General features: G+C 47.6%; 9 protein-coding genes. 4 read left to right on the top strand and 5 right to left on the bottom strand.

Annotated elements, in window-relative coordinates; genetic code table 11:
* Window positions 1-92: 92 nt before the first annotated feature.
* Together ACOMG9_RS08350 and ACOMG9_RS08345 are read right to left on the bottom strand one after the other, a co-directional pair.
* Window positions 93-683 carry a hypothetical protein gene (locus ACOMG9_RS08350; RefSeq protein WP_448216585.1) on the bottom strand — a complete coding sequence of 197 codons (591 nt, stop codon included), beginning with the start codon at window positions 681-683 and terminating at the stop codon, window positions 93-95.
* A gap of 207 nt (window positions 684-890) precedes the next feature.
* The gene (locus tag ACOMG9_RS08345; protein WP_494530070.1) at window positions 891-1988 is read right to left on the bottom strand and encodes a hypothetical protein; all 1098 of its coding nucleotides are present in this window, start codon (window positions 1986-1988) and stop codon (window positions 891-893) included.
* A gap of 405 nt (window positions 1989-2393) precedes the next feature.
* On the opposite strand from ACOMG9_RS08345, the gene hemN reads away from it, so the two are divergent.
* The gene (hemN, locus tag ACOMG9_RS08340) at window positions 2394-3785 is read left to right on the top strand and encodes an oxygen-independent coproporphyrinogen III oxidase (RefSeq protein ID WP_448216583.1); all 1392 of its coding nucleotides are present in this window, start codon (window positions 2394-2396) and stop codon (window positions 3783-3785) included.
* Window positions 3786-3884: 99 nt separating this feature from the next.
* Here hemN and ACOMG9_RS08335 read toward each other — a convergent pair whose 3' ends face one another.
* Together ACOMG9_RS08335 and ACOMG9_RS08330 are read right to left on the bottom strand one after the other, a co-directional pair.
* On the bottom strand, window positions 3885-5459 hold the full coding sequence (locus tag ACOMG9_RS08335) for an autotransporter outer membrane beta-barrel domain-containing protein (protein WP_448216582.1): 1575 nt from the start codon (window positions 5457-5459) through the stop codon (window positions 3885-3887).
* Window positions 5460-5569: 110 nt separating this feature from the next.
* Window positions 5570-9802 (bottom strand): coiled-coil domain-containing protein, encoded by a 4233-nt coding sequence (locus ACOMG9_RS08330; RefSeq protein WP_494530069.1) that lies wholly within the window; start codon window positions 9800-9802, stop codon window positions 5570-5572.
* A 318-nt stretch (window positions 9803-10120) separates the two neighbouring features.
* Between ACOMG9_RS08330 and fnr the strand changes: the two genes are divergently transcribed.
* The 3 genes from fnr to ACOMG9_RS08315 all read left to right on the top strand — a co-directional run bounded on the left by fnr (window position 10121) and on the right by ACOMG9_RS08315 (window position 12391).
* The gene (gene fnr, locus ACOMG9_RS08325) at window positions 10121-10879 is read left to right on the top strand and encodes a fumarate/nitrate reduction transcriptional regulator Fnr (protein WP_422133212.1); all 759 of its coding nucleotides are present in this window, start codon (window positions 10121-10123) and stop codon (window positions 10877-10879) included.
* Between the two features lie 31 nt (window positions 10880-10910).
* Complete coding sequence (locus ACOMG9_RS08320; RefSeq protein WP_448216580.1) at window positions 10911-11453, top strand: adenine phosphoribosyltransferase; 543 nt, start codon at window positions 10911-10913, stop codon at window positions 11451-11453.
* A 410-nt stretch (window positions 11454-11863) separates the two neighbouring features.
* The gene (locus ACOMG9_RS08315; RefSeq protein ID WP_448216579.1) at window positions 11864-12391 is read left to right on the top strand and encodes a hypothetical protein; all 528 of its coding nucleotides are present in this window, start codon (window positions 11864-11866) and stop codon (window positions 12389-12391) included.
* 5 nt (window positions 12392-12396) lie between these two features.
* Here ACOMG9_RS08315 and ACOMG9_RS08310 read toward each other — a convergent pair whose 3' ends face one another.
* Window positions 12397-12732 (bottom strand): TraR/DksA family transcriptional regulator, encoded by a 336-nt coding sequence (locus ACOMG9_RS08310; protein ID WP_317145896.1) that lies wholly within the window; start codon window positions 12730-12732, stop codon window positions 12397-12399.
* Window positions 12733-13007: the final 275 nt, after the last annotated feature.

Raw genomic sequence — 13007 nt, 5'->3', positions numbered from 1 at the left:
GGGAACGAGTAATGAATCGCTCGAGGAAGCAGTGCGATCAATAAACCCCTGTCGCTTTTTGTGCACTTACCTTTCTACAGCAACGTTTTTTACTAATGTGGCTGGGCCGGTCCTGGCTCTCTATAATCGGTCAGATTTTTACTATCATCGTTCAGCCGACGTTTATAAAAGTCCTGCTCCGTTTCAATAAACATTTCACCATAAAAGCCCTGGTTCGTTTCAATAAACATTCCATTAATTGTAGGAAAGATTGTGGGCTCTCCTCCAATTCCAAGAGTTCGGCCCATCATGTTTCCTCTTGAAAAACTATTAGGTGAACTCGAAGATTCACTTGGATAACTATAAGTTAGTGCAGAATAGCCATTGGCTCCCGATTCACAATTCTGCGGTGGTTGAGATTTCGCTCTGGTTGCGGCGCTGCCTGAACCCTGACTTACATCGGCTGCATTTCGGCCTGTAAAATTTGGGATTACTTCCAGACTCTCACAGGTACGTTGAGCACATGAAACAGATTGGAGCGGATCTTGCCTTGTTGGATTTACATTAGATACAGGTTTAACCCAAACCAGACTTCGACCATTTGACGTTGTTGTCGAACAGTTATTGGACCCCGCTGCAGTGTATTGCGGCGGTTGAAATTCAGCTCTGGTTGCAGCGCTGCTAGTTGTTGTTCCGTAAGTCATAATCTATCCTCCGTGATAATCTATGGTTTTGGGCAGGCAACGGACATTAAAAGTTCCCGATTACCTGGAGCCCCTTTGACTATTCAACGCAGCAAATCCTTGCTTCGTCGTAAATGGACTATACCCTTCTCGCAAAAGCTTTTTGATGACATACTGGTTAGCCGTTCTAATCAATAGGGCACGCAACAGCCCTTTTGAGCAGGTGGCTCAATGATTGATCATCTTGAACACCCGCTGACAGAACATATTCAATAAGTCGGGACTTAAAACAATTTTCAATTTATCACGTACATCATTAAGGCTGCATGATGGGGTGATTTTTAGCCAATCGTCGAGCAATTTAGAATTGCATTTATTCATATTTTCTAGAAGATATTTCAGATCATAATCATGTAAATTATCAATCATACTGTTCCAGTCAGGTGCAATAGTAATACATGGATCGCATGCATTACCCAGGTTACTGTTATCAACATCTAGTTGGAATTTGAATGGATGACCACTTTCCAGGATTCCAAATCCATAGAAGCTTTCTATTCTGTTCACTGTCTCCTCCATAAATGAGTAAACTGTTTTTACCTTTGGCTCAATGTCTGGCTTCAGTGTATACTCCTTTAAAGATTCTGGATCCGGAACGCCCTCAACCTCAAAACCCTCTGAATTTATGAATATACTGTAACTCTTGCCGTGCTCGTCTTCTACATCATTGGGTATCAATAATTTTGGCAGGGCATTTTGATCTTCTTTTAATTGGGATAATTCTTCAGGCTTAAATCTTTCTTTCTCTAACACTAAGTTGGCCATTTCTTTAATAAACTCAACAGGAATTTTTCCGTTTTTTTCAAAAACTTTGCCAGTGTTTGCAGGCGATGCATGGGCCACCTTCAGGTGGCTGACGTCCTCATCAGATGAAACAGCATCTCTTCTTACAAATGAACCTATACCAACATATGTTGGTGCCGAATAGCCAGTGCCCTCCGATTCACAATACTGCGATGGTTCTGATTCCGCTGTGGTTGCGACGCTGCTTGCAGCCCGATTTACATCGGGTACATTCAGGCCTGTAAAGCTTTGGACTTCTTCCAACCACTGAGAGGTACGTTGATCCAATGAAGCACGTTGGCGCGGATCGAATCCTGTTGGGCTTGTACTACTTGTATTAGATGCAGGCTCAACCTCAACCAGACGTCGACCGTTCGATGTTTTCGCCGGATAGCTACCGGACCCCGCTGAGCTGTTCTGCGGCGGTTGAAATTCAGCCCCGGTTGCGGAGCTGTCTGTTGTTGGTGTTAATCCATAAGCCATAATCTATCCTCCGTGATAATTTATAGTTTTAGACAGGCAACGGACATTAAAAGTTCCCGATTGCCTGTATGAACTCTCAGGTTTGCAGTGAAGCAAATTCCTTACTTTGCTATCAATTGATTTTAGCCTTCACGCAAAGACCTCTTAATGACATTCCGGTTAGCATTTCTAACGGCCTTTCTCCTGAACCCACAGCCCTAAAGAAAACTTTTTCCATGTCAGCCCCACAGGCGCGAAAGCATGGGAACCGGTATGAATTGCGTCACCTACTTATTGACACACGTCAAATACATTTGGCTTTTTAGTCTTTAAACTGTTAATAAATGAACCGGTCAATCGGCTGTTTACCTGTATAGTCATCAACAGAGCCCAGCCAGATGAGCTGTAACCAATTCGAGAGTTAATATGAGTACAGCCCCCGTATGGGATACAGGTCTGATCAAAAAGTATGACCTCAGTGGCCCAAGATACACATCCTACCCCACTGCCGTTCAGTTTCAGGAGGGGTTTAAACCCGAGCACTATGAATCCAGCGCCCGGGAAAGCAGTGCGACTAATAAACCCCTGTCGCTTTATGTACACATACCTTTCTGCAGCCACGTCTGCTACTACTGTGGCTGCAACAAGATAGTCACCAAACACCGTTCCAAGGCAAAAGACTACCTTGACTACCTGTTTCGCGAGATTGACATGCAAGCCAGTCTGTTTGGCCGGGAGCAGAGAGTCGAACAGCTTCATTTTGGTGGCGGCACTCCGACGTTTCTGAGCCCGGACCAGATTTCTGCGGTGATGGACAAGCTGAGATCCGTCTTCAACTTCAACTGTCAAAGTCATTCGGACTTTTCCATCGAGCTGGACCCTCGCGAGGTGGATTGGGTCATGATGTCTCGCCTGCGTGACGAGGGCTTTAACCGTATCAGTATCGGTGTACAGGATCTGGACGAGAAGGTTCAGAAAGCCATCAACCGGGTGCAACCCGAAGAACAGGTTCAGTCTGTTCTGGATGCCGCCAGAACCATGGCTTTCAAGTCAGTTCATATGGACCTGATTTATGGCCTGCCTCATCAGACCGTCGAAGGTTTTATGAATACCGTGAACCGGGTGATCAAGATGGCACCAGACCGACTGTCATTATTTAACTACGCTCACCTGCCGCACCGTTTCAAACCACAGAGAAGGATCAACGAGGCAGATCTGCCTTCTCCTGAGGAAAAGCTCGACATTCTCCATAAGGCTACCGAGAGGCTGGTGGAGCGGGGCTATGTCTTCATCGGCATGGATCACTTTGCCCTGCCTGATGACGAGCTGGCTGTTGCTCAGGAAACAGACACCCTGCACAGGAACTTCCAGGGTTACACCACACACAGTCACTGTGATCTGATTGCCATGGGCGTCTCTTCTATCAGCAAGGTGGGTGGTGTTTATGCGCAAAACCATATCAGCATGGAAGCGTATGAAAACTCGATCAACGAAGCCCGCCTGCCAATCTACCGTGGTTTGACTATGAATCGTGATGATGAGATTCGCCAAAGTGTTATCAACGAACTGATCTGCCATTTCAAACTGAACTTTGCTGAGGTGGAAGAGCATTATGGCCTCAAGTTCAGTGACTATTTCTCTGATGCACTGGCAGCACTGAAACCTATGGCTGACGATGGTTTGCTTTCTTTGACTGAGCAGGGAATTAAGGTGGAACCCAGAGGCAAAATGCTGATCAGAAACATCTGCATGCAGTTTGATGGTTATTTTAAGCAGCAGATACAACAGCAGCAGAACCTCTATTCAAAGGTTATTTGACACTTTTCGTGTAGAAATGCGGGCAATGCACGATTTCTACTGTTTGGTTATCCTTTTAAAGGCCAGAATAGCCAGACAGCCCGGTTTTTGTGGTAACAATCAGAAAGATCGTGTGTAGCTCAGCTGAAGGCCATCACTGGTACTGCGACTGGATCGAATCGCCGTATAATTCATGCTCAGACTGGATTGCCCGGACATTGTGGTGTTGTAGCCCATACTCAGATACAACCCATTGTCGTTAATCTCCTGAGCCCGATATTCTGACGATGCATGCTGGCCGGTATTATTAACTGTGTATCTGGACTTTCCACTCAACACCGTCTGCTGCTGGTAGCCCGCAGAAAACTTCAGGGCCGAGGGGGTATCCCCGGTTTCATTCAGTAAGACAAAGTCACTGCCCAATCGTAAAATCGATTGCTCAAAAGACTGCCCGCGCACAGCCAGCGCTCCGTCAGACAAGCCTTTCTCTCTAAAGCTGTCCGACTCTGAATGATGATAAAGGAACTCAACCATAGGTGTGACGGTAAGACCATCGAGCCAGTTATCCATATCGATGTCATAACCCAGGGCACCGAAGGCATTCCAGTCGGTGCCTGAGCGATAGGCTCGAAGTCGATGACCATCGCTACCCGTGCGTTTGCTGCTGTATTGTTTGGTACCAAGAGTCAGGGCACCATCAAACTGCCATTGATCCCTCTGCCAGGACAGGAACGGACCAAAGTGAACAGACTCTATGGAGCCCGAACCCAATTTCTGCTGAAAACTGGCTGATGTTTTCCGGCTACCCAGCATCAGGCCGACAAGGGTATTTTCAGTGGCCTGAGTGAATACTCCGACATTCAGCCCGTGACTGTCGGCATTCATTCCCTCTAAACCAGGCAGTGATGAGTAATGGGATTTCGAACCATAAGTTTGTACAAAGCTGTGCCACTGACTGCTCTCACCGCTCTGCAACTTCCCGGTAGATGTTTGGTTACCGCCTTTCACAGTACGTTGATCCAGACTGGCATTATCAAGAAGAAAAGCCTGACCATTGCGGTAGAAATCCAGAATCTGACGCAGATCACTCAACTGACTGAACAGCGCCCGGGTAGTAGCCATTTCCAAGTGGCGTGAGCCATTTAACGTCGCCTGAGCACTGGGAGACGGATGAAAGAGCACTTCTCCGGCTTCAGGCAGAGACTGATCAATCAGTGACTGCAACTCACGACTGGCAGCCCCTTTCTCAACTCTGACAACCACCCATTTTTCCTGAGCACCTTTTACCCCATCGACAGGTTTTCCAGGCTTTTTCGGACTTGCAGGATCTGTCGGGATGAGACTCGAATCCGAGTCAGGTTTATGATTAACGTGCGCTTCTCCGCCTTCACCACCGCCTCCGTCACCGCCATTTTCAAGGAGCCTAAGAGTAATTTCATAAGGCTTGTCTTCACCGGGATTAAAAAAAGAGACCGGTTCAACCAATACCGGAGCAGGTTTATCATCACTGCCGTTGTCCGGGCCGTATAGCCATTGACCAAATTTGTAGGAGAGTCCGCCAAGCCCAGTCCCCAGCAGGGCCGTTCCCCCGGTCACAATTATGGCCGGATCAATGGCCAGCACTGGCAATGGCAACACAGCGGTTGCCAACAGCATGACCAAGACCAAAGATAATTTGAGCGATTTTCTGGCCATAATTCCCTCCCCCGGAGTACTGATTTAATTCCTTCGGGGGACTATGACCGATTATTTTCAGGATTTGACTAACAAGGTTGTTATATTAACGGTTGTGTATTGCCCGCTTGCTAACGAAACTTTTGCATTATATTGACAGCATCTTCCTGCCGGAGCCAGTCGATAAGCTCTTTCCTCCTCTGTTCCAGCCTGACTCGCGGACTCTCTGGCCCGGTTTCTTCATCGGAAGATTCAGACCAATCCAGCTCTTCAAGCTCCCGGTCAATTTTCTCCAGCTCATCCACTGCAGACCTCACTTGCTGGTAAAGGTAAAACTCTTCCTGATAGTCCAAATCTTCAGGCAACTGCTGCCAGAGCGTCTCATTCTCAACAGAATCCTCAAGGCTGTCGACTTCAGACTGGGTCGAATCGTATTCTGATGGCGGATTGTCTTCATCGTCAGAGGCACAAGAAGTTAAATCGTTAAAGCCCCCTGAATAGTGATCTAAAAAATCACTATAATCCCATTTCAATCCCACAGGGTCATCGAGCTGCAGACTGCCCGGGTCATTTGCCGTCGACTGCAATGACGAAAGCACGGTTATCGCTGTGGGTGAAATCGTCTGGGAGGAGTCTTTAAGCCTTCCATCCCTTCGCAGTTGATCAACAATAATGTCTTGTAGCTCGCCCATGCCCCATTCCAGCGCTTTTGTTGTTAATCCACGATATTCCAGTTCAGCGATCAGGTATGTCCGAAGGGCCATCAATTCTTTGAAGTATGCCCTTGAGCGAAGCTGTTCTTCATTCAGGGCCTGCTGCCAGCTCTCAAGAGCTTCTTCGCCAGCCAGCTCAATCTCCCAGTCTCTGGCGTCATCGTCATAATCGTCAATGCGGTGAATATAATCCAGAGGTTCGGTCAGCATGGCTTCCAGACCTGCCCCGAGACGGGTTTCATGTTCATCAACGGCAATGTACTTTTTAACCACTTCCAGAATTACCCTGGGGTAGTCTTCATCAGGAATCTCCGACAGTGGCATTTCAGAATGCTGTAGAACAAACTGCATCTTCAGCGTATTGATCTGACTGAGATAATCTGCTGACTTTTTTTGCTCCAGCAAGAGATCATCGCGCACCCGTTCCAGCGCCAGGGCTTCGGGATCTGCTTCAGCCTGAATAACAGGATGATTCTTCACTGTCATGAGAGTCCGTGACAGCTCTTTCGCTTCCTGTCTTGATGCCTGCAGCGAGGTTTCAGCGGCAACCAATTCTTCAGCAAACTTGTCTGCCTGTTCAGGGTCGCTGCCCTTTTGCAACCCATTGAGCGTTCTCAGAGCTTCAACCAGCTTAACCTGGGTTTCCAGAGTCTTGGTCTGACCCTCTATTTCCTGAACTTTCAACAGATAGTTCATATCATGGAGCTGTTCGACCTGACGTTTGAGAGCGGTCATTTCCTGTCCCGTCAGAACAACGATCTCCTGACATTCAGACTTCAGCCGGGACAAGGTCCTGGTAAACTCATCAGCATTACTTTGAAACGACTCATGAGGCGTTTGCAAATACCCCCCGAGGAGCGACAGCTGTTCCTCAATGTCCCTGAGCTTACCTTTGAGCTCTGGCAACGTCTGAACATCAGCCAGAGATTCGCTTACAAGATTGTCACTGGCACTCAGTTCTCCCTGTAATTTTTTGACATTGCCTTGTGCTTTTTCCAGCTCGTCCACGACTCGTTGATGAGCTTCTTTATCAATGCCTTCGGGTTTTGACCTGAGCAGCTCAAGCTCGTTGGTCAGGGAATCCAGTCTGAATTGCAGTTTAGCCCCGGAGTCTTCCAATTCTTTGAGCTTTAGCCTTCGCTCTTCGGACTCTATCCTGGTTGACTCCAGCTCAACGGATACAGCATTCGCTTGCTGCTTTGTGGCATTTAACTGCTCCGAGACCTGAGCGAACGCCTCTTCAACTTGCTTAAGTCTCTCACTCATTTCATGAACTGAGTCGTTTTTGCTGATCAGGTCCTGCTGTAATTTTCTGGCAAGAAGCTGACTCTGCTCAGCTTGAGATTTGGCCTGCCTGATTTGCTGTTGCCAGACTCTTCTTTTTTTCTGACCTCGTTTATTATTAAACTGAGTGACTTCTTCGAGCAGCTGCTTATTCATACTGCTCAGCGCCTGAAACTGGAGCTCCAGGTTATGCTTTTGCTCCTCAACCTTTCTTGAGTGGTTTTTGCTATTCAGCGAATCACTGGTCAGTTGATCCACGTGATCCATAGCGCTGACCACAGTCCCCTCTATGGCCTGGCTGCGCACAGACTCATACTCTGCATTCAGGTCAAATACCTTCTGCTCAGAGCTTTCCAGAACACTTTCTGTTTTCTGTAAAAGGTCGCGAACTTCCCTGATCTCTCTATCTCTATCCAGCACCTCTAGTCTCACCCGGTCCAGTTCAGCTCTGAGCTGTTGATTCGAAAGCTCACCCTGACTGATATTCTCCTGAAGGCAGGTATAACTTTCCTGCAACAATTTAAGCTCATTCTTTTTCTCTTCAAGCTGACGCTCTGTCAAGACGAGCGCATCCCGATCGGTCTTTTCCTGTTCCCTGAGATGCTGGATCTGCACCTCCAGCAAACCTTTTTCTTTAGCAACGGCTGCTTCCCGTTGCTTAAAACCATTGAGCTCTGCTGTCAGCACTTTTCTGGAAGAAGCCTCATGTTGCAACTGAACTCTGGTTTCCTGGAGCAGTTCCCCCTGAGCCTGCAGTTCTTTTTCAACATCCTTGAGACGCTGAGTCGACTTATGGGCTTCTACCCAACGGGCTCTGACCATCTGCTCTTCCCGGGTGAGCAGATCAATCTGCTCCCGATAAAACTGATTCTCGGAAGCGACCTTTGCTGAGTTATTGATCAACCCGGCCTTCTCTTTTTGCAATTGTTCCAGATCTGACCTCAGTTGCCTTTCCTGAATGCGTTGAGCCGCCTTATCCTCCTCCAGCTGATTCTCCAGCTCATGCTGTAACATCTGACTGCTTTCAAGCTGCATACGAACAGCATTAAGTTCATCAATGACAATCAGGTAGTCCTTATAGGTTTTGTCTTTATGCTGAATGGCAGAACTCAGCTGAGACTCCAGGAACAGTACCTTCTCAGTAGCCCTCTCCAAATCAAGCTTTTGGGTAACTGCCTCATCAGAAACCGTCTTTACCTCCGTTTCCAGAGATCGAACTGTCTGCTGGGTTTGAAACAGCTGGTTTTGAATAGCCTGCTGATCGGCTCCTGCCTCCATCAGCATCCGCTCGGCTGCCCTGAGTCTTCTTTGCAATGGTTTAATGGTGTCTCGCTCAACGGCTTTCTTTTGCAAAATCAGTGCCTGAATGTCAGTAGTCTGATGGTTTTTCTGCCGATTCAGCCTTTCAAACTCAATATCTTTTTCTTTAATGGTTTCAGTCAGAATCCGTGCTTCATCTTCAAGCGCCTCGACCTTTTCCTGAAAAAGCTGAAGTGTCTCTTGTAACCTCAAATCCTGTTGTTTTAACTGCTGGCGATCTCTTCCCTTATCACTGCCTTGCCTGTTCCTGAGCGCCTCACTCAGTTGTTCAACTTCATCAAGCACTTCCACCATCTCACGATCAACTTTCCTGTGCTGCTCAGTCAGTGTTTTCAACTCACCAGCCAACTCTTTTTGCTGTTTCTCCGCAGCCCTGAGTTTTTCGATTCTATGTTGCATTTGTTTAAAGTGTTCTTGCCCTGATGCCAGATCCGCTTTTCCCGGGAGCTGGTCGGCCAACTCTGCTTTTCGCTGTTTCTCCAACTTCAGCGCGTCTTCTGCCTCACGGAGCCTTCTATCCAGAGCCTCTGCACGCTCAGACTCTCTTAGCTCCAGCTGTTCCCGAATGATTCTCTGGGGTTGTGCATGGGTAATGACAAAATCAGTCAGTTGCTTTGAACGTGTTTCCAGCTCGCCTGAATGGGTCCGCAGATAAAACAGGTAGCCCACCCCTGAACATACAGCCAGTCCGGCAGCAACAGGCACCGATACAGAAGCGGCCCCGGCGGCAAAAGCACCGACGACTAGAACCCCGGTTCCCTTGGCTATCGTGACAGCAATTCTGCGGCCATCCCAGATCGCACTTTTTTGAAGCCGGATACGATGCGCCTCTTCAAGCTCAGCACACTCGGCCTCTTCGAGCTTTAATGCTCTGAGTTCCTCAATTGTCAGCTCACCCTTTCTGGCCATCAGGATTTGCTTTTCCTGTGGTGAAAGATCATTGAACGTCAAATCCTCAGCGGCAACGAGTTCCTCAAAGGTTCGAGGTTCAGCCACTTGCACGGTTGGAGTAAACAGAATCCCTGTCACTGAGCTGAGCAGACTCATGGCGTAAATCTCCCTGATTTACGAAATTGTATTCAGTACAGTTATCGACACATTGGCGCTGAAGAACATCTTTCTTGCATCATAGGTATTGATAGCGTTCACAGCCTTCTCATCAAGCTCAATGACTTAACTGCCAGGCAACTGATCAAGTACAACATTTTTTTAGTGCGGACTTATCGCAACCCAGTAAGTATTTTCCGAAAAAGCCTTAAGTATGAAGGAATTACGCTTTAGTCTCGGAAAGCACAGACTTACACTTTGGTAGCATTTTCAATAGAATCGTCAGCGATTTCGCCAATACGACTTTGAGGCCACTCAATGACGTCAAAGCCCAATGTACGACAACCTGGCCATGTGGCCTGCAGAGACTGCAGTCTTAGCTCCCTCTGCCTACCTCTGGCATTGAATCTACAAGACATTGACCAGCTTGATCGCATCATCAAGCGAAGCCGCCCTCTCAAGAAGGGGGAACACCTGTTCCTGGAAGGAGACCGGTTTACCAGCGTCTTCGCTGTCCGTTCCGGGGCCTTAAAAACTTATACCGCCACCAATGAAGGTGAGGAACAGATTACGTCTTTCTATCTTCCCAGTGAGATATTGGGCCTGAGTGGTCTCGATACTGACGTCTACCCGGTCTCTGCTCAGGCCATGGAAACCACCATGATCTGTGAAATCCCCTTTGACCAGCTGGAAACGCTATCCGACCGATTCCCGGAGTTGCGTCGTCATATGATGCGTCTGATGAGTAAGAAGATTCGTGAAGATCAGCAGATGATGATGCTATTGTCCAAGAAAAACGCTGATGAAAGAATTGCGACCTTCCTGATCAACCTGGCCAGTCGTTTTCGTCGCAGAGGCTTCTCATCCCAGTCATTCCGCCTGTCCATGTCCCGCAATGAAATGGGCAATTACCTGGGACTGGCTGTAGAAACCGTTAGCCGGGTATTTACCCGGTTCCAGAAAAACGATCTGATCTTCGCAGTGGGCAAAGAAATTGAAATCCGTGACCCGATTCAATTATGCTCCCTGGCGGGTGGAAAGTCTGTCGGTTTGGAACAGATTATCTCCTCCGCATAAGCGCACCAGGAACGGACATTAAGGGAAAGATATGATCGTTGACGAAGCTTATCTGAAAGCACAGATTAGAACCGTTTCTGACTGGCCAAAGCCCGGCATTCAGTTTCGGGATGTGACCACTCTTTTCGAGAACCCCAAAGCCTGGCGGTCGGTCATGGACAGCCTCATTCATCGCTATTTGGATGTTGAGTTTGACCGGATCGGCGCTCTTGATGCGCGGGGCTTCCTGATAGGCTCTGCATTGTCATATGCCCTGAACAAACCACTGATCCTGTTTAGAAAAAAGGGAAAGCTGCCCTACAATACTGTCGCTCAGGATTATGAACTTGAGTACGGGAAGGCAACGCTTGAAGTTCATGCAGACACTATTAAGAAAGGCGATAAAGTCATTCTGGTTGACGACCTGATTGCTACAGGTGGCACTTTGCTTGCGGCCGGTCAACTGGTCAGACAACTGGGCGGACAAATTCTGGAAGCAGCTGCCATTATGGATCTTCCAGACCTTGGTGGTTCAAAGATACTAAATGAAGCAGGAATTCCTGTCTTCTCACTGTGTGAATTTGAAGGGGAATAGTCCCCTTCTTTTCTTTCATGCCCCTCATATAAGTACTCAACCATACGAAATCATATTTTCTGACTTATTGTTCAGGCACTCGCGGCAACTGCTCCTGCGTTGCTCTAGCTCCTGCATCCATGCAGTCGTGATGCGTTGCAACTCTGGTCACATAGCCTACTATGTTCCCGTCGTTGCGCCTTGCAGAGTACCTGCCCTATAAGCCAGAAATATTCGATTCCGTATGGCTGAGTACTTAGTGCTTTTGCAATCTCCTGATATTCAGTTTTATCGGAAAATGACCATTAAGAGCTTTTGTGGTTTCCACACCCGAAGTATTCGTTGGTTAAATTTTACTGTACTTAAGAATTTTCTGAGTGCTACGATAATCTCAATAATGAAAATAATGCTCTAAGACAAAGGAAATCCCAATGGGTATTTGTGCAAAGGAGCTGCGCCACTATGTTGTTCGCCCTACCCTGAAGCATTTGAGAATGTGGAGTCCTACTGCAGAAAACCTGCTGCTGGGAACTGCGGCCAGAGAATCCGGCCTGGGTTTTCATCTTAAACAGGAGCATCATCAAGCTCTGGGAATTTATCAAATCTCACCCAGAATGCACCGTAATATCTGGGATCACTACCTGGCGAAGAAATCCGACCTTTCCAGTTTGATACGGGGACTGGCCAGCCAGAGAGAATTTCTGGCTCATCCACATCTGGAATTAGCGACCAACCTCTCTTACGCTACCGCCATTTCCTGGATGATTTATTATCGAACCGAAAAGCCTATCCACAAGGTACCCCATGATGATATCCATGCCCTGGGTAAGCTCTGGCATAATTACTATCATCGCCACCACCCAGGCCCCGTCGAGAGCTTTGTGGACAGTTACAGGGCTTTGATAACGAATTCTACTGAGACAGAAAAGACAGTGTCAGAGAGCCTGAAGACTCCCTGACGCTGTCAGCTGGCGCGATCCCGCTTTTCTGCACATTTGATGCAAAGATCGGCGTAAGGCATAGCTGCCAGACGGGCTTCAACTATCTTGTCACCGCAGCCGGTACAGAAGCCGTAATCATCATGATTCATACGATCCAATGCTTTGTTTATCAGATTAAGTTCAGCCCGGGCATCATTACCCAGCTGATCAATAACCTCATCATTTTCCCTCTCCTGCGCCTGCTCCGACCAATCGGCATTGGCTCTGCGAGTCATATCTTTATTGATGTTTCCGAGCCGGATATTCAACTCGTCTCTGCGAGATAATAACCAGACTCTCAGTTTCTCGTAATCAGCCATGGAAGTCCCCTGAATAAATGTCCACGATTATTCTGTGTATAAACGACTGGAACCTGTGTCCCTGCGCATTTTGTCCATTAGATAAGCATAGCTTCACTTAACCATATTTCGACAGCTCATTCACAATAGCAGCCGTCAGCCCTGTGAGTTCGGGAGGTAACTAATTGGTTAGGTACTTTAGCTGCTGCTGTCATTATCCCTGATGCCTATCGTGAAACCTTTGATTATAATGTTGTGAATTTTCGGGATCTTGCCCGTTTCACCATTATCCAGAG

This window comes from Endozoicomonas sp. PH6C (assembly GCF_059322965.1).
This window is presented reverse-complemented; position numbering and strand designations above follow the sequence as displayed.

Bases quoted from the DNA above. Each gene is read 5' to 3' on its own strand.
- ACOMG9_RS08320 (WP_448216580.1), top strand. From the start codon at position 10,911: ATGATCGTTGACGAAGCTTATCTGAAAGCACAGATTAGAACCGTTTCT.
- ACOMG9_RS08330 (WP_494530069.1), bottom strand. From the start codon at position 9,802: ATGAGTCTGCTCAGCTCAGTGACAGGGATTCTGTTTACTCCAACCGTG.
- hemN (WP_448216583.1), top strand. From the start codon at position 2,394: ATGAGTACAGCCCCCGTATGGGATACAGGTCTGATCAAAAAGTATGAC.
- ACOMG9_RS08350 (WP_448216585.1), bottom strand. From the start codon at position 683: ATGACTTACGGAACAACAACTAGCAGCGCTGCAACCAGAGCTGAATTT.
- ACOMG9_RS08315 (WP_448216579.1), top strand. From the start codon at position 11,864: ATGGGTATTTGTGCAAAGGAGCTGCGCCACTATGTTGTTCGCCCTACC.
- ACOMG9_RS08310 (WP_317145896.1), bottom strand. From the start codon at position 12,732: ATGGCTGATTACGAGAAACTGAGAGTCTGGTTATTATCTCGCAGAGAC.
- ACOMG9_RS08345 (WP_494530070.1), bottom strand. From the start codon at position 1,988: ATGGCTTATGGATTAACACCAACAACAGACAGCTCCGCAACCGGGGCT.
- ACOMG9_RS08335 (WP_448216582.1), bottom strand. From the start codon at position 5,459: ATGGCCAGAAAATCGCTCAAATTATCTTTGGTCTTGGTCATGCTGTTG.
- fnr (WP_422133212.1), top strand. From the start codon at position 10,121: ATGACGTCAAAGCCCAATGTACGACAACCTGGCCATGTGGCCTGCAGA.